The organism is Streptomyces sparsogenes, assembly GCF_001704635.1.
In the GTDB taxonomy this organism is placed as follows: Bacteria; Actinomycetota; Actinomycetes; order Streptomycetales; family Streptomycetaceae; genus Streptomyces; species Streptomyces sparsogenes.
This window is the reverse complement of sequence record NZ_MAXF01000150.1, coordinates 1-20166: the sequence shown is the minus strand read 5'-3', so window position 1 is coordinate 20166 and position 20166 is coordinate 1. Positions and strand designations below refer to the sequence as shown.

Annotated in this window: 20 protein-coding genes; 15 read left to right on the top strand and 5 right to left on the bottom strand. The window is 77.0% G+C overall.

Features of this window, described 5'->3' with window-relative positions; genetic code table 11:
- Window positions 1-118: 118 nt before the first annotated feature.
- Window positions 119-700: an Rv1733c family protein gene (locus BBH68_RS30790; RefSeq protein ID WP_065967021.1), complete on the bottom strand. Its 582-nt coding sequence runs from the start codon at window positions 698-700 to the stop codon at window positions 119-121.
- A 249-nt stretch (window positions 701-949) separates the two neighbouring features.
- Here BBH68_RS30790 and BBH68_RS30785 point away from each other — a divergent pair, with 249 nt between their 5' ends.
- Window positions 950-1666 (top strand): response regulator, encoded by a 717-nt coding sequence (locus tag BBH68_RS30785; RefSeq protein WP_065967020.1) that lies wholly within the window; start codon window positions 950-952, stop codon window positions 1664-1666.
- 124 nt (window positions 1667-1790) lie between these two features.
- Here BBH68_RS30785 and BBH68_RS30780 read toward each other — a convergent pair whose 3' ends face one another.
- From BBH68_RS30780 to BBH68_RS30770, 3 genes are all read right to left on the bottom strand, one after another.
- Window positions 1791-3503, bottom strand: coding sequence for a sensor histidine kinase (locus BBH68_RS30780; RefSeq protein WP_065967024.1), 1713 nt, complete (start codon window positions 3501-3503; stop codon window positions 1791-1793).
- A gap of 64 nt (window positions 3504-3567) precedes the next feature.
- On the bottom strand, window positions 3568-4056 hold the full coding sequence (locus tag BBH68_RS30775; RefSeq protein WP_065967019.1) for an NUDIX hydrolase: 489 nt from the start codon (window positions 4054-4056) through the stop codon (window positions 3568-3570).
- A gap of 46 nt (window positions 4057-4102) precedes the next feature.
- A complete protein-coding gene (locus BBH68_RS30770; protein WP_065967018.1) occupies window positions 4103-4918 on the bottom strand; it encodes a class I SAM-dependent methyltransferase in 816 nt (271 codons plus the stop codon).
- A gap of 161 nt (window positions 4919-5079) precedes the next feature.
- On the opposite strand from BBH68_RS30770, the gene BBH68_RS30765 reads away from it, so the two are divergent.
- Window positions 5080-5535 carry a DUF2267 domain-containing protein gene (locus tag BBH68_RS30765; protein ID WP_065967023.1) on the top strand — a complete coding sequence of 152 codons (456 nt, stop codon included), beginning with the start codon at window positions 5080-5082 and terminating at the stop codon, window positions 5533-5535.
- A 46-nt stretch (window positions 5536-5581) separates the two neighbouring features.
- On the opposite strand, the gene BBH68_RS30760 is transcribed toward BBH68_RS30765, so the two are convergent.
- On the bottom strand, window positions 5582-5875 hold the full coding sequence (locus BBH68_RS30760) for a DUF6343 family protein (RefSeq protein WP_065967017.1): 294 nt from the start codon (window positions 5873-5875) through the stop codon (window positions 5582-5584).
- 347 nt (window positions 5876-6222) lie between these two features.
- On the opposite strand from BBH68_RS30760, the gene BBH68_RS30755 reads away from it, so the two are divergent.
- The 13 genes from BBH68_RS30755 (at window position 6223) to BBH68_RS30695 (ending at window position 20133) form a co-directional block, all read left to right on the top strand.
- Window positions 6223-7605 carry an MFS transporter gene (locus BBH68_RS30755; RefSeq protein WP_065967016.1) on the top strand — a complete coding sequence of 461 codons (1383 nt, stop codon included), beginning with the start codon at window positions 6223-6225 and terminating at the stop codon, window positions 7603-7605.
- A 114-nt stretch (window positions 7606-7719) separates the two neighbouring features.
- Window positions 7720-7911: a DUF2795 domain-containing protein gene (locus BBH68_RS30750; protein WP_065967015.1), complete on the top strand. Its 192-nt coding sequence runs from the start codon at window positions 7720-7722 to the stop codon at window positions 7909-7911.
- Between the two features lie 28 nt (window positions 7912-7939).
- Entirely contained in the window at window positions 7940-8905 is a 966-nt protein-coding gene (locus BBH68_RS30745) for an NAD-dependent epimerase/dehydratase family protein (RefSeq protein WP_065967014.1), read from the top strand.
- 112 nt (window positions 8906-9017) lie between these two features.
- Entirely contained in the window at window positions 9018-10763 is a 1746-nt protein-coding gene (locus BBH68_RS30740) for a carbamoyltransferase family protein (RefSeq protein WP_079151297.1), read from the top strand.
- Window positions 10760-11836, top strand: coding sequence for a glycosyltransferase family 2 protein (locus tag BBH68_RS30735; protein WP_079151296.1), 1077 nt, complete (start codon window positions 10760-10762; stop codon window positions 11834-11836). The genes BBH68_RS30740 and BBH68_RS30735 overlap by 4 nt, the downstream gene beginning before the upstream one ends.
- Before the next feature lie 94 nt (window positions 11837-11930).
- Complete coding sequence (locus BBH68_RS39885) at window positions 11931-12659, top strand: D-glycero-alpha-D-manno-heptose-1,7-bisphosphate 7-phosphatase (RefSeq protein WP_425428862.1); 729 nt, start codon at window positions 11931-11933, stop codon at window positions 12657-12659.
- Entirely contained in the window at window positions 12656-13666 is a 1011-nt protein-coding gene (locus tag BBH68_RS30725) for a glycosyltransferase family 9 protein (RefSeq protein WP_065967013.1), read from the top strand. The genes BBH68_RS39885 and BBH68_RS30725 overlap by 4 nt, the downstream gene beginning before the upstream one ends.
- Before the next feature lie 21 nt (window positions 13667-13687).
- Window positions 13688-14662, top strand: a complete 975-nt coding sequence (locus BBH68_RS30720; protein WP_065967012.1) for a glycosyltransferase — start codon at window positions 13688-13690, stop codon at window positions 14660-14662.
- Window positions 14662-15903, top strand: a complete 1242-nt coding sequence (locus BBH68_RS30715) for a glycosyltransferase (RefSeq protein WP_065967011.1) — start codon at window positions 14662-14664, stop codon at window positions 15901-15903. The genes BBH68_RS30720 and BBH68_RS30715 overlap by 1 nt, the downstream gene beginning before the upstream one ends.
- Window positions 15904-15987: 84 nt before the next feature.
- A complete protein-coding gene (locus tag BBH68_RS30710) occupies window positions 15988-16626 on the top strand; it encodes a D-sedoheptulose-7-phosphate isomerase (RefSeq protein ID WP_065967010.1) in 639 nt (212 codons plus the stop codon).
- A 52-nt stretch (window positions 16627-16678) separates the two neighbouring features.
- Entirely contained in the window at window positions 16679-18130 is a 1452-nt protein-coding gene (rfaE2, locus tag BBH68_RS30705) for a D-glycero-beta-D-manno-heptose 1-phosphate adenylyltransferase (RefSeq protein ID WP_065967009.1), read from the top strand.
- The gene (locus BBH68_RS30700; RefSeq protein WP_065967008.1) at window positions 18127-19194 is read left to right on the top strand and encodes a glycosyltransferase family 9 protein; all 1068 of its coding nucleotides are present in this window, start codon (window positions 18127-18129) and stop codon (window positions 19192-19194) included. The genes rfaE2 and BBH68_RS30700 overlap by 4 nt, the downstream gene beginning before the upstream one ends.
- Window positions 19195-19323: 129 nt before the next feature.
- On the top strand, window positions 19324-20133 hold the full coding sequence (locus tag BBH68_RS30695; RefSeq protein ID WP_065967007.1) for an SDR family oxidoreductase: 810 nt from the start codon (window positions 19324-19326) through the stop codon (window positions 20131-20133).
- Window positions 20134-20166 lie beyond the last annotated feature (33 nt).

Below are 20166 nucleotides of genomic sequence, written 5' to 3'. Positions count from 1 at the left end.
TCCTGGAGGCCGGGGCTTGTCCTGGAGGCCGGGGCTTGTCCTGAAGGCCGGGGCTTGTCCTGACGAAGACCCGGCCTGCTCCCCGGGGTTTTCCCGAACGCCCCGGCCCGCGGCCGGCTCAGCCGCCGCGGCTGCTCCAGCGCGGCTCGACCTCGGCCCAGGCCCGCTCCCACTCCTCGGCGCGGTGGCGGTCCAGCCGCCACCGTACGACCCGCCGGCCGGCCAGGGTCACCAGGCCCACCCCGGCCGCCGCCGTGGCTCCGGTCAGGGCCGCCCTGGTCTCGGCCTCCCGGGGGGTGAGCGGCTCGGGGACCAGCCGGCCGTGCCCGTCGGTCCACACCACGGTCGCCGTGCCGGCCGCGCGCCCCTCGGGCACCTGCGCGGTGCCGGTGCGGACCGAGCCGTCGGGCGCCTTCCACCGCACCTCGGCGGGCACACGGCCGGCCCGGGAGCCGTCGGCGGAGGGCTGCGTCGCGGGGGCGTCCTCGAGCAGCCGCGCCGGGACCTGGTGCCGCTCCGCGCGCTCCACCAGCAGGGGCCGCTCCACGGCGTCCGCCGTGGCCACGCCCGCGGCCGTGCCGCCGACCGCCATCACCAGGCCGGCCACCAGCGCGACCCATGCCTCGACGACGTCCGAGCGGCGCCTCAGCGGATTGCGCCGCCACCGCCACAAGAGCCGCGTGCGCACCTTCGCGCTCATCGCCGCACCCCCTGTCGCGTGCTGCCCGAGCGGGACCCCGCGCGGCAGCGCGGGGGCTCCCTGTATCGACCGTCGCACAGACGGGCCGCCAAGGGCGAGGGCCGGGCAGGCCCGGGGGCGGGACCATCGGCCCCGCCGCGCCCTTGAGGGCCTGTCGTGGGCCGTTCGGCCCTGGCACGGCCGCCCGGGGCGAGCCAGGATCGATGCGGGGGCCGGGCGACGACCACGACCACCGTGCGGGAGGGCGCCATGACCGACTCGGCACACACCGCTCCCCCGTCGCCGATCCGGGTGTTCCTGCTGGACGACCACGAGGTCGTACGGCGCGGACTGCACGACCTGTTGGACGCCGAGCCGGACATCGAGGTCGTCGGCGACGCGGGGACCGCCGCCCAGGCGATGGCCCGGGGTCCCGCGCTGCGGCCCGACGTGGCGATCCTGGACGTGCGGCTGCCGGACGGGGACGGCGTCACCGTCTGCCGCGAACTGCGCTCCGCCATGCCCGGGCTGGCCTGTCTGATGCTCACCTCGTTCGACGACGACGACGCGCTGCTGGACGCGATCATGGCGGGGGCGGCGGGGTACGTCCTCAAGCAGATCAAAGGGTCCGACCTGGTCTCCGCCGTTCGCACGGTGGCGTCCGGACAGTCGATGCTGGACCCGGCCACCACCGCCCGGCTGATGAGCACCCTGCGCGGGGACGGCGGCGAGCCCGGGCCCCGGGACGAGACGCTGGCCGGGCTGTCCACCCGGGAGCGGGAGATCCTGGCCCTGATCGGCGAGGGAATGACGAACCGGCAGATCGGCAAGCGGCTCTATCTGTCCGAGAAGACGGTGAAGAACCACATCTCCCGCCTCCTGGCCAAGCTCGGCGTCGAACGCCGCGTCCAGGCGGCCGTGATCGCCACCCACGCGGACCCGCGACCCCCCGATCCGCCCTCCGCGCGACCGGACTCCGCCCGCTGACCTGGCCACCTCCCGCCCCGTCCCGGCCGAACGGCCCCCGTCAGTCCCGCCGTGGTTCCCCGTCATTCAGTCCCGCCGTCGGTCCCCCGTCGGTCAGTCCCGCCGTCGGTCAGTCCCGCCCCCGTCAGTCCCGGCGCAGCGGAACGCTCCACACCAGGCGCGTCCCGCCGCCCTCGGGCGCCTCGACCGCCAGCTCACCCCCGCGCTGTACGGCGCGCTCGGCGAGGTTCCGCAGCCCGCTGCGCCGACCGCCCTCCGGGACGCCCACCCCGTCGTCGGTGACCGTGACAGTCAGCCGGCCCGACCCGACGACCAGGGAGATCTCCGCACCGCCGGCCCGGGCGTGCCGGGCGACGTTGGACAGCGCCTCGGCCAGGACCGCGACCACGTCGTCCGCGACGGCACCCGGCACTTCGGTGTCCACCAGCCCCTCCGTACGCAGGGACGGCGTGAACCCCAGCGCCGTCACGGCCTCCTCCACGGTCTTGGCGGCCCGCACCCGCAGCCCCCGCGCGGTCGGGCCCGCCTCGTGCGACCGGAGCCCGAAGATCGTCGAACGAATGATCTTGATGGTGTCGTCCAGGTCGTCCACCACCCGCGACAGACGCTCGGCGCCCTCCGGGTGGTGGACGAAGCGCATCGTGCTCTGCAGCGTCATCCCGGCCGCGAACAGCCGCTGGATGGCCAGGTCGTGCAGGTCGCGGGCGATCCGGTCGCGGTCCTCGAGCAGCGCGACCTGCTCGGCGTCGCGCCGCCGCTCGGCCAGCTTCATGGCGAGCGCCGCCTGACCGGCGAAGCCCAGCAGCAGGTCCGTCTCCGTCGGGGTGAACGGCGGACTGCCCGCCGCGCGGGCCAGCGACAGCACCCCCTGGACCCCCTCGCCCGTCCGCATCGGCACCGCCACCGCCGGGCCCAGGCCCGTCCACCGCTTGGGGCCCCGGGTGATCCGCGGATCGTGCTCGACGTCACCGCTGGTGACGGCCCGCGACCCGAGGAAGGCGGCGCCGGCGAACGAGCCCTGGCGGGACAGCACCAGCCCGCGGTGCGCCTCGGCGTCGATGCCGTCCGCGAGCGCGACCCGCAGCTCGGCGGTCCCCTCGACCGGCAGCGTGAGCACGCCCAGGTCCGCGGCGAGCAGCCGCCGGGCGTGCCCGACGATCAGGCCCAGCACCCGGGTCTCGTCGGCCCCGGACAGCAGGCCCTGGGTCACCTCCGCGTTCGCCTCGAGCCAGCGCTGGCGGTGCCGGGCCTCCTCGTAGAGCCGGGCGTTCTCGATGGCCACCCCGGCCGCCACGGCGAGGGTGGACAGCACCGTCACGTCCTCGTCGTCGAACTCCTTGCCGCTCCGCTTCTCCGTCAGATAGAGATTGCCGAAGACCTCGTCCCGCACCCGGATGGGCACCCCCAGGAACGAGTGCATCGGGGGATGCCCCTCCGGGAAGCCGTACGAGGCCGGGTGCTCGGACAGCTCGGCCAGCCGCAACGGCTCGGGGTGGCGGATGAGTTCGCCCAGAATGCCGTGGCCGGACGGCAGCGCCCCGATGGCCTCGGTCTGTCCGGCGTCGACGCCCACGGTCAGGAACTCCGCCAGCCGCTGGTCCTCCCCGATCACGCCCAGGGCCCCGTACTCGGCGTCCACCAGGACCACGGCGGCCTCGACGATCCGCCGCAGCACATGCGACAGGTCCAGCTCCCGGCCGACCGAGAGCACGGCCTCCAGCAGGCTGTGCACCCTGCCCTGGGTCCCCCGCACCGTGTCGATCCGCCCCTGCAACTCGTCCAGCAGCTCGTCGAGCCGCAGCCGAGGCAGGTTTCCGGGACTCCTCGCGCTACCCATGGCCACCGGTGCCTCCTCTCCTCACGGTAGCCGGGGGCGGCGGGTCGCGAATCCCGTACGGGGCTCAGCCGCGCAGCCGCTCCTCGAGCCGGTCGAGGAAGACCGCCTGCTTGGCCACGATCTTCCGCCTGGCCTCGGGGAGGTCCAGCCATGCCACCCGGTCGATCTCGGGGAAGAGCCGAAGGCGCCCGGACCCCTTCGGCCACTCCATCTCGAACGTGCCCGGGGTGACCCGCGACGGATCCAGGTCGCCCGCCAGCGCCCAGACGGTCACCACCTTGCCGCCGGTCTGGCGGACCGAGTCCAGCGGAAGGAGATCGCCGGGCGGCGGCGGGAGGCCCAGCTCCTCCTCGAACTCCCGGCGCGCCGCGTCCACCGGGTCCTCGTCCGGCTCGTACTCGCCCTTGGGCACCGACCAGGCGCGCTCGTCCTTGCGCGCCCAGAAGGGCCCGCCCATGTGGCCGAGCAGGACCTGGGCGCCGGACGCCGGATCCGTCCCCGCCGGGTCCGCGCCACGGAACAGCAGGATTCCGGCGCTTCGCTTCTCCGTCACGGAGCCCAGTGTGCGCGGGGCCCGCCCGGCCCGCCGCCGTGGCTCCTCAGACCTTGCGGGCATGGCCGAGATAGGTGACCTGGGGCCGGGTGTCCGGGGCGAGGACGAAGTCGACCACGGGCGGGATCTCCTCGTCGGTGATCCGCCCGCGGCGGCGGGCCATGGTGGCCTTGATCAGGCCGCGCGGATCCCGGGGCTTGAAGTCGCAGACGTCCTCGTGGCGCAGCCCGTGGCGGGCCAGCGCCTCGGTCAGTTCGGCGGGGGTGCGCAGCCGCCCCGCGGCGTAGCGGCCGGGGGGCATGATCCGCGTCATGGGCAGGCGCTGGAAGGCGAGGAGGTAGACGAGGCGGGACAGCGGGGTGCGGTTGACGGTGTCGTAGACCAGCAGACCGTCCGGCGCGAGCGCCCGGGCCCCCTCCGCGAGGACGGCGTCGAGGTCCGGGGCGAGTTCGAAGGTGTCCGCGTAGTAGATGAGGTCGAACGCGGCGTCGGGGACGCCCAGCGCGTCGGGCGGCGCGGTTTCGTGACGGATGGCGAGGCACTTTTGATCCCCCGCCTCGCGCGCCCCCGCCTCCCGTTCCCCCGCCTCCCGATCTCCCGCCTCGCGGGCGAGCGCCGTCGCGGTGGGGGACGGGTCGAGGGCGAGGACGTCGAACCCCAGCCGGGCCAGGCCGCCGGCCAGCGGTCCGCGGCCGCTCCCCACCACCAGGGCCCGGCTCCCCGCCGCGGCCAGGCCGACGCTCCGCAGGGTCCTGCGCACGTACTCCAGGCGGCTTGCCTGGAAGGCGACCGCTCTGATCTGCCGGCCGTCCACCGCGTCGGGTGACCGTGAGTCCAGTTCGATGCGCGGCGCCGCGGCCATCTTCGTCTCCCTCGCCGGTCCTGCCGTCGTGTGAGCCTCGCTCGACGGTAACAAGCGGCCGACGAGCGGCGTACGACGGCCCGTTCCCGCCGGCGGTTCGCCGAGGCGGCCGTGGGCACTCGGCGGACGATGCGGACAACGCGACGCTGGGGGTGCTGATCATGCGCTACGAAGAGCTGACGGGGCGGGTCCAGACCTTGGCGCGGCTCCCCGACCGGCAGTCGGCGGAGCGGGCGGTGCGCGCCACGCTCGAAACCCTCGCCGAGCGGATCCCGGACGGGCTGTCCGACCACATGGCGGCGCAGTTGCCGAGCGAGGCGGCCGACCCCATGCGGCGGGTGGTCGCGTCCCACGAGGCCTCGCCCGAGCAGCGGGCCCACCGGCGCGACCACGGCGAGCGGTTCGACCTCACCGGTTTCGCGGGGCGGATCGCCTGGCGCGCCCGGACCTCGGAGGAGGAGGCGATCCGGGAAGCGAGCGCGATCTTCGAGGTGCTGGACTCGGCGGTGAGCCCGGAGCTGATGGAGAAGCTCTACCACGCGCTGCCGGGCGACATCCGGGAGCTGCTGCCGGAGGCGCGGGCCTTCGAGGAGCGGCGGACCCGGGAAGAGCGGTAGGCGAAGCGCGACGAGCGGTGGCCGGCCCGCCGCACAGCGGCGGCCCTCACCGTGGTCGCGTGCGCCCTCGTCCGGCCTTGCGGCGCCGCTGGACGACCGCGTAGTCCGCGAGGGCCAGCAGGGCGAGGACCGCGCAGACGATCGCCAGCACGCTCAGCACCGTGGGGCTGGGCGAGTCGCCGGGCCGGGCGCGGGAGGCCCAGAAGCCGAAGATCACGGCTCCGACCACGAAGAGCGGCACGTACACCGTCGCCAGGGCCACCCGGAGGCCGAGCGCGCTGCGGGCGGTGGTCGGCTCGCTCCCGGTGCGCCCGTCGGGGCGGTGGCGCTCGTGACGCATGGCATCTCCTCCACGCTCCTGGTTCCAGCGTAGGTCCGCGCACGGCGGCGCCTGCCGGAGCCGCGGGGGAAGAGCGGGCCGCGGAGGGGTGTGAGAAAAGCCACGCGAAGCGCCTCCTACCGCCACGACCAGCGCATTTGGGGGATTCATGGCACGGCGGCCACGGTCCGGTGGCGCGGGAGCGCCGAAGCGTCTGTGACCATGGATCGTCGTCGCGCCGGCGCGGCGGCCACCCCGGGGACCGGGGGTTCTTTTTTTGCGCCCGTCCGTCGCCCCGAATCCGTGTCCGCCCGCCGCCCGAGCCCCCGGGCCCCCTGTGATGAAGCCTCTCCGATGAAGCCCCTCCGATGAAGCCTGCCCCCGCGCCCCGCGTCCCCCGCCCCCGTACGGCCCCCGAGGCATCCGCCACGCCCGGACGCCGCCCGACCGCCGGTCGGCGTGCCGGCCGGCGCGCCGACCGGGCGGTGTGGCGATGCCTGCGGCACCGGAGCATGCGGTGGTGGTCCGCCGCGAATCTCGTCTCCAACGCCGGGACGTGGATGCAGCTGACCGTGCAGAACCTGCTGGTCTTGCAGCTCACCGGCTCGGCCGCCGCCACCGGCCTGTCGCTGACCGTGCAGGCCGCGCCCGGACTGCTGCTGGGCCTCGCGGGCGGCGCGGCGGTCGACGCCTGGCCGCGCAAGCTGACCGCCGCGGTGAGCCAGGCCGTCCTGGGGGCGGTGGCCTTCGTCACGGCGGCGCTGGTGGCCTTCGATCTGCTCACCATGCCGCTGCTGATGGTCCTGGCCGCGGTGACGGGCCTGGTCGCCACCGTCGACGGGCCGGCGTGCGCGCTGCTCGGCAACGACCTGGTGCCGGCGGAGGACGTCCCGTCGTCGATCGCGCTGGGCTCGGTCGTGCACAGCACCGGTCGGCTCGCGGGGGTCGCGCTCGCGGGGGTGGCCGTGGCCGGCTTGGGCGAGGCGGCCGCGTACGCCGCCAACGGCCTCTCGTTCCTCTTCGTGACGGCCGTCATCCCGTTTCTGCGCCTGCGGCCACGGGCGGAGGCCGCCGGTCCCGAGCCGGTCGCGGTGGCCCCGGGCAGAGCCCGCGACGGTCTGTCGTTCTTCATGAGCCGGCCCCGGCTGGTGGCCCTGACGGCGATCACCGCGGTCAGCGCGGTCTTCGGGCGCAACTACAGCCTGACCCTGGCGGTGCTGGTCACCGGCCCGCTGGCCGGGGGCGCCGAGGAGTTCGGGACCGTGTCCACCATGCTCGCCGCGGGCGGCATCGCGGGCGCCGTGCTGGCCGGCCGGATGCGCCGGCCCTCGGTCCGGCTGGTCGCCGCGCTCGCGGCCGCCGGGGCGGTGCTGCAGATCGCGGCGGGGTTCTCCCCCGACCTGCTGCTGCTGGTCCTGCTCGTGGCCCCCATGGCCGTGGTGGAGTCGATGTCGGACACGGCGGGCACCACGGTGCTGCAGACCGACCCGCCGCCGCACATGCGCGGCCGGGTGCTCGGGGTCTGGCGCAGCGTGAGCACGGCCTGGGGCCTGGCGGGCCCGCCGTTGCTCGGCCTGCTGATGGAGTGGACGGGGGCGCGGGGCGCCCTGGTGATCGGCGGACTGGTCATCGCGGGCTCGATCGGAGCGGGGGCGCTGCACCAGGGGCGGCGCGCGTCGCGCGTGGTGGCGGCCGGGCCGCTGCCGGCCGCCGGGCAGGCTCCGGTCGAGGAGCTGACCCCCACCGCCTGACCCGCGCGCCCCGACCGTTTTGTCCTGATTGACCGATCAGGAGAGGGGTACTGGGGAGGGACCGATCCCGTGGGGGGCGGATCGGAATCACACCCCCACCCTGGGAGGATCACCATGGCCGAGATCAGGCCCACCGACGTGCAGAAGGCCCTCAAGGGCGCGAGCTACCCCGCCGACCGGGAGTCCCTGACCGACCTGGCGAAGAAGAACAAGGCCGACCGGAAGGTCGTGGAGGAGATCTCCCATCTGAAACGCGACCGGTACGAGGGCCCCAACGAGGTGCAGAAAGAGCTCTACGGGTCCTAGGCACCGACGGCGCGCGGAGGGAGATCCCATGCGAGAGGCAGCATCCGCCCACCACTTCCAGCGCGCCGTCGTCACCGGCGGCGCCGGTTTCGTCGGCTCCCACCTGTGCACCGCGCTGCTCGACCGGGGCACCGAGGTCATCTGCGTCGACGACTTCTGTACGGGCACCGCCGGGAACGTGGCCCACCTCGCCGAGCACCCGGGCTTCTCGTTGCTGCGCGCCGACGTCAGCGAGCCGTTCGAGGTGGGCCGCCCCTGCGACCTCGTCCTGCACTTCGCGTCGCCGGCTTCCCCGGCCGACTACCTCCGGCTGCCGCTGCACACCCTGGACACCGGCAGCCTGGGCACCCGCAACGCGCTGGCCCTCGCCCGCCGCCACGGGGCCCGGTTCGTCCTCGCCTCCACCTCCGAGGCGTACGGGGACCCCCAGCAGCATCCGCAGAGCGAGCGCTACTGGGGCAATGTCAACCCGGTCGGGCCCCGCAGCGTCTACGACGAGGCCAAGCGCTTCGCCGAGGCTCTGACCACGGCCGAGGCGGGGGCGCGCGGCACGGACACCGGGATCGTGCGGCTGTTCAACACGTATGGCCCGCGCATGCGCGGCTACGACGGGCGCGCCGTGCCCACCTTCATCCGGCAGGCGCTGGCGGGCGAGCCGCTGACCGTCACCGGCGACGGGCGGCAGACCCGCTCCCTCGCCTACATCGACGACACGGTGCGCGGCATCCTCGCCATGGCCGCCTCCGATCTGCTCGGCCCGGTGAACATCGGCAACCCGGACGAGATCACCATGCTGGACCTCGCCCGGAAGATCATCGACATCGCCGGCTCCGACGCCGGCATCCACTTCATCGAGCGGCCGACGGACGACCCCGCGGTGCGCTGCCCCGACATCACGCTGGCCCGCGGCAAGCTCCAGTGGGAGCCGCGCGTCCCGGCCGACGAGGGGCTGGCCCGCACGGTCCGCTGGTTCCGCGAGCACGCCACGGCCTGACCCGCCCGGTCCCCGGCGGCCGGTTCCCCGGCGGCCGGCCGCAAGCCCCCGGCGGAAGGCCTCCCGCCACCGCACCATCCGCGGCCGCAGGGCCGCCGAAAGGCGAACCTCCATGCGCATCCTCGGCATCAACGCACTCTTCCACGACCCCGCCGCCGCCCTGGTCATCGAGGGACACACGGTCGCCGCCGCGGAGGAGGAACGCTTCTCCCGGCGCAAGCACGGAAAGCGGCCGGTGCCCTTCTCGGCCTGGGAGCTCCCGGAGAAGGCCGCCGCCTGGTGCCTGGCCGAGGCCGGGCTGCGCCCGCAGGACCTGGACGCGGTCGCGTACTCCTTCGACCCCGCCCTGGCCCGCCCGGCCGACGTGATGGGGCTCGACGACCCATGGGACCACCTGCGGCTCACCTACGCCCGCCAGGCGCCGGGCTTCCTCGCCACCGCCCTGCCCGGGCTCGACCCGGACATCGTGCGGTTCGTGCCGCACCACCTGGCCCACGCCGCCTCCAGCGCCTACGCCGCGCCCGGCGCGGAGACCTCCTCGGTGCTCGTCCTGGACGGCCGCGGCGAGGCCACCTCCCACCTCGCCGCCCGCCGCCTCGGCGACCGCCTGGAGCCGCTGCGCGGCCAGGAGCTGCCGCACTCCCTCGGCCTGGTCTACGAGGAACTCACCGAGCACCTGGGCTTCCTGCGCTCCTCGGACGAGTACAAGGTGATGGCCCTGGCCGCGTACGGGGCCCCACGGCTGCTGGACGAGCTGCGCCGGTACGTCCACCCGACCGGCGACGGGGGCTTCCGGGCCACCGGTGTGCCGTGGGCCGAGCTGTGCCCGCCGCGCCGTCCCGGGGAGGCCTGGTCGCAGGCCCACGCCGACCTGGCCGCGAGCGCCCAGGCGTGCCTGGAGGAGACGCTGCTCGACCTGGTGCGCTGGCTGCACGGCCGCACCCACGACAGCGTGCTCACCATGGCCGGCGGGGTGGCGCTCAACTGCGTCGCCAACTCCCGCGTGGCCCGGGAGGGCCCCTTCGACCGGGTATGGGTGCAGCCCGCCGCGGGGGACGCGGGCACCGCCCTGGGCGGGGCGCTGCACCTCGCCGCCCACGGCGGGCAGCGGACCGAGCCGATCCCCGGCGCGGACCTCGGGCGCCGCTGGTCGGACGCGGAGCTGGAGGCCTGGCTCAAGACCGCCGCGGTGCCGTACGAGCGGCCCGCCGATGTCGCGGAGACCGTCGCCCGCGCGCTGGCGGACGACGCGATCGTGGCCTGGTTCCAGGGCCGCTCCGAGTACGGGCCGCGGGCGCTGGGACACCGCTCGCTGCTGGCGCACCCCGGCCGCTCGGGCAACCTGGAGCGGCTGAACGACGTCAAGGGGCGCGAGCAGTTCCGGCCGGTGGCGCCGATGGTGCTCGCCGACCGGGCCGCGGAGATCTTCGACGGCCCGCTGCCCAGCCCGTACATGCTGTTCGTGCACGAGGTGGCGCCGCGCTGGCGGGACCGTATCCCCGCCGTCGTCCACGTCGACGGCACCGCCCGGATCCAGACCGTGGACCCGGCGGCCGAGCCCCTGATGGCCCGCGTGCTCGGCTGCTTCGAACGGCTCACCGGGCTGCCGGTGGTGGTGAACACCAGCCTGAACACGGCCGGACGGCCCATGGTCGACGATCCGCGCGACGCGCTGGAGTGCTTCGGCTCGGCTCCCGTGGACCTGCTGGCGATCGGGTCCTTCGTGATCCGGCGCGGCGCGTTCTTCGCGGCCGGCCAGCCGGACGCGGCGGCCGCGGCGCCCCGCCCCGGGCCGGGGGCGGGGGCGGCCGCGGACGGCGGGCCGGAGGACGACGAGCGGGAAGCGGACGGGCGATGAGGCCGGAGCGCGCGCTGAAGGCGAACGGCCACGACCCGCTGGCCGCGCCCGCCCCTGCCCCCGGGCCCGCCCCCGCCCCCGGGCCCGCCCCTGCCGCGGCGCCCGAGTACGCGATCGTCATCCCCACGCTCGGCCGGCCCAGCCTGAGCGCGGTCCTGAGCGCCCTGGACCAGGCCGGGGAGCCCCGGCCCCGCCGGATCGTGCTCGCCGACGACCGCCGACCCGAGGACCACACCCCCCTGCCCGTGGAGATCCCCGAGGGGCTGCGCCACCTCGTGGAGATCGTCCCCGGGCGCGCCGCCGGCCCCGCGGCCGCCCGGAACGCCGGGTGGGCCGCCGCGCCCGAGCCGTGGATCGTCTTCCTCGACGACGACGTCGTCCCCGGCCCGGCCTGGACGGCCTGGCTCGCCGGGGACCTCGCCGCGGCCGGCCCCGGCACGGCCGGGGTGCAGGGGCGGATCACCGTGCCGCTGCCCACCGACCGCAGGCCCACCGACTGGGAGCGCAACACGGCGGGGCTCGCCACGTCCCGCTGGATCACCGCCGACATGGCGTACCGGCGGACCGCGCTGGAGGCCGTCGGAGGCTTCGACGAGCGCTTCCCCCGGGCCTACCGGGAGGACGCCGATCTGGCGCTGCGCGTGCAGGCGGCCGGCTGGGCGCTGGCGGTCGGCGAGCGCCGTACGACGCACCCGGTGCGGCCGGCGGACCGCTGGGTCTCGGTGCGCGTCCAGGCGGGCAACGCCGATGACGTGCTGATGCGCCGCGTCCACGGCCGCGACTGGTGGGGGCGGGCCGGGGCGCCCCGGGGGCGGCTGCCCCGGCACGTGGCCATCACGGCGGCGGCCACGGCCGCGCTGGTGTGCGCGGCGGCGCGGCGGCCGCGGGCCGCCGCGGTCTGCGCCGGTGTGTGGCTGGCGGGCACCGGGGAGTTCGCGGCGGCCCGGATCCGGCCCGGCCCGCGCACCCGCGAGGAGGTCACCACGATGATGGCGAGCAGCGCCGCGATCCCCCCGGTGGCCACAGCCCACTGGATCGCCGGCCTGGCCCGCCACCGGGGGCGGTCGGGCTGAGGCCCCGGCCCCGGCGTCCCGGTGCTCGCCACACACCTCCAGAATGTCGTCAATCGTCACGTTTCGTTGCGATTTACGCGGTTACTCGCTGGGCGTGTTGATCACGCCAGTCGCACACCCGGCACGCGCCGACGGGCCCTGGGTCTTCGCCCCGGCCCGCCAGGCGCGGCGGCGTGTCCGCCCCCCGCGCCCCGCTCCCCCCGGAGCGGCGCCGCCGATCTCGGCCGTGCTGTTCGACCGGGACGGGACGCTGATCGAGGACGTCCCGTACAACGGGGACCCCGGCCGGGTGCGCCCCATGCCCGGGGCCCGGGCGGCCGTGGAGGCCGTGAGAGGGCGCGGGCTGTGCCTCGGGGTGGTGAGCAACCAGTCGGGGGTGGCCCGGGGGCTGCTGACGCGGGAGCGGGTGGCGGCGGTGCGACGGCGCGTCGAGGAGCTGCTCGGGCCGTTCGGCGTGTGGGCGGTGTGCCCGCACGGCCCCGACGAGGGGTGCGGCTGCCGCAAGCCCGCCCCCGGGCTGGTGTACGCCGCGTGCGCGGAGCTGGGCGTCGACCCGGCCCGCACCGCCGTGGTCGGGGACATCGGCGCGGATCTGGCGGCCGCCCGCGCGGCGGGTGCGCGAGGGGTGCTGGTGCCCACGCCCGTGACCCGCCCCGAGGAGGTCGCGGCGGCCGAGGACTGCGCGCCCGACCTGCTGACCGCCGTCCGGCGGCTGCTGGACCCCGAGGACGCGCCGCTGGGCCCCGAGGACACGGAAGGCCCGCCCGCGCAGGAACCGCCCCGGCACCGGCCCGCACAGGGTCCGGCGGGAGGGGCGCCATGAGGCCGCGCACGCTCGTCGTGCGCCTCGACAGCGCGGGCGACGTGCTGCTCGCCGGGCCCGCGGTGCGCGCCGTCGCGGCCGGGTCCGCGTACACGGTCGTGCTGTGCGGGCCGCCCGGCGAGCCCGCGGCGCGGCTGCTGCCGGGCGTGGACGAGGTGCTGGTCCACGACGCCCCGTGGGTGGGCCTCGACCCGCCCCCGGCCCGCCGGGAGACCACCGACGCGCTGCTGGACGCGGTGTGCGCCCGGCGCTTCGACCGGGCGCTGGTGCTGGCCTCGTACCACCAGAGCCCGCTGCCCGCCGCGCTGCTGCTGAAACTCGCCGGGGTCCCCTGGGTCGCCGCCGACAGCGAGCACTACCCGGGCGCGCTGCTGGACCTGCGGCACCGCCGGGCCCCGCACCGCCACGAGGCGCGCGCCGCCCTGGACCTCGCCGAGGCGTCCGGCTTCGCGCTCCCGCCCGGCGACGACGGGGCCCTGGGCATCACCGCGCCCCCCGACACCACCCCCCTGACGGGGGCCGATCCGTATGTCGTGGTCCACCCGGGCGCGGCCGTCGGCGCCCGCGCCTGGACCCCGGAGCGGGCCGTCCGGGCGGTCGCCGCGCTGGAGGGCGCGGGGCACCGGGTGGTGGTGACCGGCGGCCCGGCCGAGAAGGAGCTGACCGCCGCCGTGGCCGGGGACTGCGCGCTCGACCTCGGGGGCCGCACCAGCTTCCTGGAGCTGGCCGGGGTGCTGGCGGGGGCCGCGGCCGTGGTGACCGGCAACACCGGGCCCTCGCACCTGGCCGCCGCGGTCGGTACGCCCGTCGTCTGCCTGTTCGCCCCCGTGGTGCCCGCCGAGCGGTGGGCGCCCTACCGGGTGCCGCACGTGCTGCTGGGCCGCCCGGACGCGCCGTGCGCCGGGAGCCGGGCCCGCGAGTGCCCGGTGCCCGGGCACCCGTGCCTGGACTCGGTGACCGACGCGGAGGTGCTGGCCGGCGTCGGCTCGCTGCTGAGGACCCGTTGACCCCATGGACGAGGTGAGCCCATGAACATTCTGATCTGGCATGTGCACGGCTCCTGGACCACCGCGTTCGTCCAGGGTCCGCACCGCTACCTGGTGCCGGTGCTCCCCGATCGCGGGCCGGACGGCCTCGGCCGGGCGCGGACGTATTCCTGGCCCGCCTCGGTCGCCGAGCTGAGCCCCGCCCTGCTGCGCGACGCCCCGGTCGACCTGGTGGTCCTCCAGCGGCCGCACGAGGCCGCGCTCGCCGAGTGCTGGCTGGGCGGACGCCGCCCCGGGCGCGATGTGCCCGCCGTCTACGTGGAGCACAACGCCCCGGACGGCGACGTGCCGCGCACCCGCCACCCCTGCGCCGACCGGGACGACCTGCGCGGCGTGACCCTGGTGCACGTCACCCACTTCAACCGGCTCCTGTGGGACGCCGGCACCGCCCCCACCACCGTCGTCGAGCACGGCGTCGTCGACCCGGGCCACCTGTACACCGGGGAGCTGGAGCGCGCCGCCGTCGTCGTCAACGACCCGATCCGGCGCGGCCGCACCACCGGCACCGACCTGCTGCCCGAGCTGAGCCGGGCGGCGCCCCTGGACGTGTTCGGCATGCGCACCGAGCGGCTCGCCGCGTACCTGGGGCTGACCGGGGACCGCCTGCGCTGCGCGGACCTGCCGCAGGCCCGGCTGCACACCGAGATGGCCCGCCGCCGCCTGTACCTCCACCCGGTGCGCTGGACCTCGCTGGGGCTGTCCCTGCTGGAGGCCATGCACCTGGGCATGCCCGTCGTCGGGCTGGCCACCACCGAGGCGGTCGAGGCGGTGCCCGAGGGCGCCGGTGTGCTCTCCACCCGCCCCGAGGCCCTGGCCCGCGCCGCCCGGACCTATCTCCACGAGCCGCGGGCGGCGGCCGAGGACGGGGCGCGGGCCCGCCGCGCGGCGCTCGACCGGTACGGACTCAAGCGCTTCCTGGGCGACTGGGAGCGGCTGTTGGAGGAGGTGACCCGCTGATGTCGGAGCCGATCCCCCGCGACGGCCTGGCCATCGCACTCGTCTCGGAACACGCCAGCCCGCTCGCGGCGCTGGGCGGGGTGGACTCCGGGGGCCAGAACGTCCACGTCGCCCAGCTCGCCTCGGCGCTCGCCGACCGGGGCCACCGCGTCACCGTCTACACCCGCCGGGACCGGCCCGACCTGGCGCCGACCGTGTCGCTGCGGCCGGGTGTCGAGGTGCGGCACGTGCCCGCCGGGCCGCCCGGCGCCGTGCCCAAGGACGAACTGCTCCCCTACATGACCGAGTTCGGCCGGCACCTGGCCCGCTGGTGGCGTGACGAGTCGCCCGACGTGGCCCACTCCCACTTCTGGATGTCCGGCCTCGCCACCCTCCGGGCCGCGCGCGAGCTGGACCTGCCGTTCACCCACACGTATCACGCCCTCGGCACGGTCAAGCGGCGCCACCAGGGGGCCGCCGACACCAGCCCGCCGAGCCGTATCGGCTGGGAGACCGAGGTCGGCGAGGCCTGCGACCGCATCATCGCCACCTGCCGGGACGAGGTGGCCGAGCTCGCCGCGATGGGCCTGCCGGCCGGGCGCGCGGCCGTCGTGCCCTGCGGCGTGGACACCGAGCGCTTCACCCCCGACGGGCCGGCCGCCCCCCGCCGCTCCCGGCGCCATCTGCTGGTTCAGGTGGGCCGGCTGGTGCCGCGCAAGGGCGCCGAGGTCTCCCTGGCCGCCCTCGCCCTGCTGCCGGACACCGAGCTGGTCATCGCGGGCGGCCCGCCGCCCGCCGGGCTCGACGACGACCCGGAGGTGGCCCGGCTGCGCGACCTGGCCCGCCGGCTGCGGGTCGCCGGCCGGGTGCGGTTCACCGGCGGGCTGCCGCGCGGCCAGGTGCCGGCGCTGCTGCGCGCCGCCGACGTGGCCCTGTGTCCCGCGGACTACGAGCCCTTCGGCATCGTGCCGCTGGAGGCCATGGGGTGCGGCACGCCCGTGGTCGCCAGCGCCGTCGGCGGGCAGCGGGACACCGTCGCCGACCCGGGCACCGGCCGGCTGGTCCCGCCGCGCGACCCGATCGCGCTGGCCGACGCCGTCGGCGAACTGCTGGACCACCCCGCCCGGCGGGCCGCCTGCGGAAGCGCGGGCCGCCGCCGGGTGCTGACCCGCTACGGCTGGGACCGCGTCGCGGCCGCCACCGAGGACGTCTACCGCGAGGTCCTGGCCCGGCGCCCGGCCCGGATCACGGGAGCGGCGTGAACGTCTCGCGGGCACCGACCCCGACACCCGGGAAGGGAGGCAGGGGACACGCCGCCGTCCGCGTGACCGCGGGCCCCGTACGCCATGACCGATTCGCTGCGCGCCGCGCACGAGCACTGCCAGTCACTCCAGGACGCGCTGGGCCGGCTGAGAGACCACGGCCTCGGCCAGGTGGCCGCCTGGGGCCGCCAGCTGGCCGCCGTACTGCCGGTCGGGGGGCGGCTGCTGGCCGCGGGCAACGGCGGCAGCGCCGCCCAGGCCCAGCACCTGACCGCCGAACTCGTCGGCCGCTACTGGGACGACCGCCCCGCGTACTCGGCCATCGCGCTGCACGCCGACACCTCCAGCGTGACCGCCATCGGCAACGACTACGGCTTCGAGGAGCTGTACGCCCGGCAGGTCGCCGCCCACGGGCGCCCCGGGGATGTGCTGGTCCTCATGTCCACCTCCGGGCGCAGCGCCAACCTGCTCGGCGCCGCGGACACCGGCCGGGCGGCCGGGCTGCGGGTGTGGGCGCTGACCGGCCCCCGTCCCAACCCGCTGGCCGCGAGCGCGGACGAGGCGCTGTGCATCGGCTCGGACTCCCCCGCCACCGTCCAGGAGGCCCACCTGGTGGCGCTCCACCTGATGTGCGAGGCGTTCGACGCGGCGGCGGGCCACCACCGTCCCGCTCCGGCCGCGGCCGAGGCGCCCTCGGTGTCCTGGGGCCGGGGCCTGGCATGACCTCCCGCACCCCGCCGGATCCCCGCACCCCCACCCCGTCCCGGAGGTACGCATGACCGCCACGCGCCCCCTCGTCGTCGTCGGCGACGCTCTCCTGGACCAGGACATCGACGGTGAGGCCACCCGGCTGGCGCCCGACGCCCCCGCACCGGTCCTCGACGTGGTGGCGGACCGCACCCGGCCCGGCGGCGCGGGTCTCGCCGCGGCCCTCGCCGCCCGTCAGGGCCGGGAGGTGGTGCTCGTCACCGCGCTGGGCGGCGACTCGGCGAGCGCGGCGGTGCGCGAGGCGCTGGAGCCGCGGGTCCGGCTGGTCGAGCTGCCGCTGGAGGGCAGCCTGCCGGTCAAGACCCGGGTCCGCGCCCGGGGCCGCCCGCTGGTGCGCATCGACCGCGGCGGCGGCACCCCCGGGCCGCCGGGCGAGGCCGTCCGGGCGGTGCTCCGCGCGGCCGGGGCCGTCCTGGTCTCCGACTACGGCCGGGGCCTGGCGGCCGCGCTGCGGCCGCAGCTGGCCGAGGCCGCCCGCGGCCGCCCCTGTGTCTGGGACCCGCATCCGCGCGGCGCGCACCCCGTGCCGGGGGTGCGGCTGGCCACGCCCAACGCCGCGGAGGCGCGCGCCTGGTCGGCCCCGGACCGTTCGGCGGGAGCGGCGGCGGGAGAGGACGACTCGCTGTGCGCCCACGGCGCGCGCGGCGCCCGGCTCGCGCAGCGGTGGCGGGCCGCGGCCGTGACGGTCACCCTGGGCGGGCGCGGCGCGATCCTCACCCGGGCGGGCAGCGGCGACCCGATGTACCTGCCCGCGCCCTACGCGGCCGACGGCGACCCGTGCGGGGCGGGCGACTGCTTCGCGGCCACGGCGGCGATCGCGCTCGCGGACGGGGCGCTGCCGGAGGAGGCGGTGCAGCAGGCCGTCGCGGAGGCCGCGGACTTCGTGGCCGCGGGCGGAGTGGGCAACCCCGCGCTGTGGGCGGGGGCCGCGCACCTCGCCGACCCGGCCGGCGCGCCCCCTCCGCCGCCCGCCGACGCCCTCCCCCACCTGGGAGGCGCCCTGGCCCTCGCCGAGTCCGTACGCGCCCGCGGCGGCACCGTCGTGGCCACCGGAGGCTGTTTCGACCTGCTGCACGCCGGCCACGTCGGTCTGCTGGAGAACGCCCGGCGCACCGGCGACTGCCTCATCGTCTGCGTCAACTCCGACGCCTCGGTCCGCCGTCTCAAGGGCCCCGGCCGGCCGATCACCCCGCTGGCAGACCGGGTGCGGGTGCTGGCCGGGCTCGGCTGCGTGGACGCGGTGGCCGTCTTCGACGAGGACACCCCGGAGGCGCTGCTGCGCGTCCTGCGCCCCGAGGTGTGGGTCAAGGGCGGCGACTACAGCGTGGACGCGCTGCCGGAGACCGCCGCGCTGCGCGAGTGGGGCGGGCAGGCGCTCGTCCTGCCGTACCTCGACGGCCGCTCGACGACCGAACTCGCCCGCCGCGCGGCGGGCGCCCCCGCCCGGACCCGCCCATGACCGAGCCGTACCGCCGGGACGCGTACCGCGGGGGTGGCGGGGCCCCCTCCCCGACCGGGCCCCGGCTGGTGGTGCTGCGCGCGCTGGGCCTGGGCGACCTGCTCACGGCCGTCCCGGCACTGCGCGCGCTGCGCCGGGCGTACCCGGACCACGAGCTGCTGCTGGCCGCGCCCGCCCGGCTGGCGGAGGCGGCCGCGGCGACCGGGGCGGTCGACCGCCTGCTGCCGGCCGAGGCCCCGGGCCGGGCCGTGCCCCGCCGGATCGAGTGGGACGGGCCGCCGCCCGACCTCGCGGTGGACCTGCACGGCAACGGCCCGGCCAGCCGGCTGCCGCTGCGGGCGCTGCGGCCCGCCCGGCTGTTCGCCTACCGCCACCCCGGCACGCCGGACCTGCCCGGCCCGGTGTGGCGGGAGGACGAGCACGAGCGGGACCGCTGGTGCCGGCTGCTGGGCTGGTACGGCGTCCCGGCCGACCCGGCCGACCTGCGGCTCCCCCGCCCCGGCCGCCCCTCCCCCGCCCCGGGCGCGGTGGTGGTGCACCCGGGCGCGGACGCGGCGGCCCGGCGGTGGCCCGCCGGGCGGTTCGCGGCCGTGGCGCGGGCGCTGGGCGACGCCGGGCACCGGGTGGTGGTCACCGCGGGCGCCGGGGAGGGGCCGCTGGCCCGCGCGGTGGCGCGGCGGGCCGGGCTGCCGCCCTCCCGGGTGCTGGGCGGCGCGGCGGACGTGCCGTTCGCCGAGTTGTCCGCGCTGGTGGCCGGGGCCCGGGCGGTGGTCGTCGGGGACACCGGCCTGGCGCACCTGGCCACCGCGCACGGCACGCCGTCCGTCGTGCTGTTCGGCCCGGTGGCCCCGCGCCTGTGGGGGCCGCCGAGGTCCCCGCTGCACCGCGCGCTGTGGCACCACCCCACCGACGGCGGGGCGCGGCCGGGCGACGCGCACGGCGACCGCCCGGACGAGCGGCTGCTGCGCATCACGGTGGCCGAGGTGCTGGACGCCGTCGCCCGCCTGCCGGAGACCGGCCCCGGACGCGACCGCGAGACGGCCGGCCTGGCCCGGCCCGAATGACCCGCCGCCGCACATGCCTGATTCAGGCGGCCCGATCAGGTGACACGACCCGGTGAGACCCGGCCGGGTGACGTGACGGGGTGACCTGACCGGGCCACCCGGCCCGCAGGGGGATCGAGGGAGTGAGGAATGACATCGAGCGAGCACCAGTCCGCCACCGGCGTGGCGGTGATCACCGGAGCGGACTCCGGCATCGGCCGCGCCACCGCCGTACGCCTCGCCCGTCAGGGCCTGGACATCGGCATCACCTGGCACACCGACCGCGAGGGCGCCGAGGAGACCGCGGCCGAAGTCCGGGGCCTCGGGCGGCGCGCGGAGGTCGAACGGATGGACCTGACCGCCCTTCCTGAGGCGGCGGAGGCGGTGGACCGGCTCGCCGAGCGGCTCGGGCGGCTGGACGTCCTGGTCAACAACGCCGGAACGGGCACCGCCACCCCGTTCCTGGAGCTGGACCACGACACCGTGCGGCAGGTCCTGGACGTGGACCTCGTCGGCCCGTTCCTGTGCGGACAGCGCGCCGCCCGGCGGATGGTCGCGCAGGGCGGCGGCCGGATCGTCAACGTCACCAGCGTCCATGAGCACCAGCCCCGGGTCGGCGCGGCCCCCTACTGCGCCGCCAAGGGCGGACTGGGTCTGCTCACCCAGGTGATGGCCCTGGAGCTGGCCGAACACGGGATCCGGGTCAACGCCGTCGCGCCCGGGGAGATCGCCACCCCGATGACCGGCCAGGAGGACACGGACGTACGGACCGAGCCCCGGCCGGGGGTGCCCCTGGGGCGGCCCGGCGACGCGCGGGAGGTGGCGGCGGTGATCGCCTTCCTGGCGAGCGAGGACGCGGGCTATGTCACCGGCGCCTCCTGGGCCGTGGACGGCGGGATGCTGCGGATGGGCCCGATGGCCGGCTCCCATCTGGAGAGCGACGCCTGGCGCGGCGTCTGAGCCGGGCCGGGATCCGCCCTGACCCCACCCTGA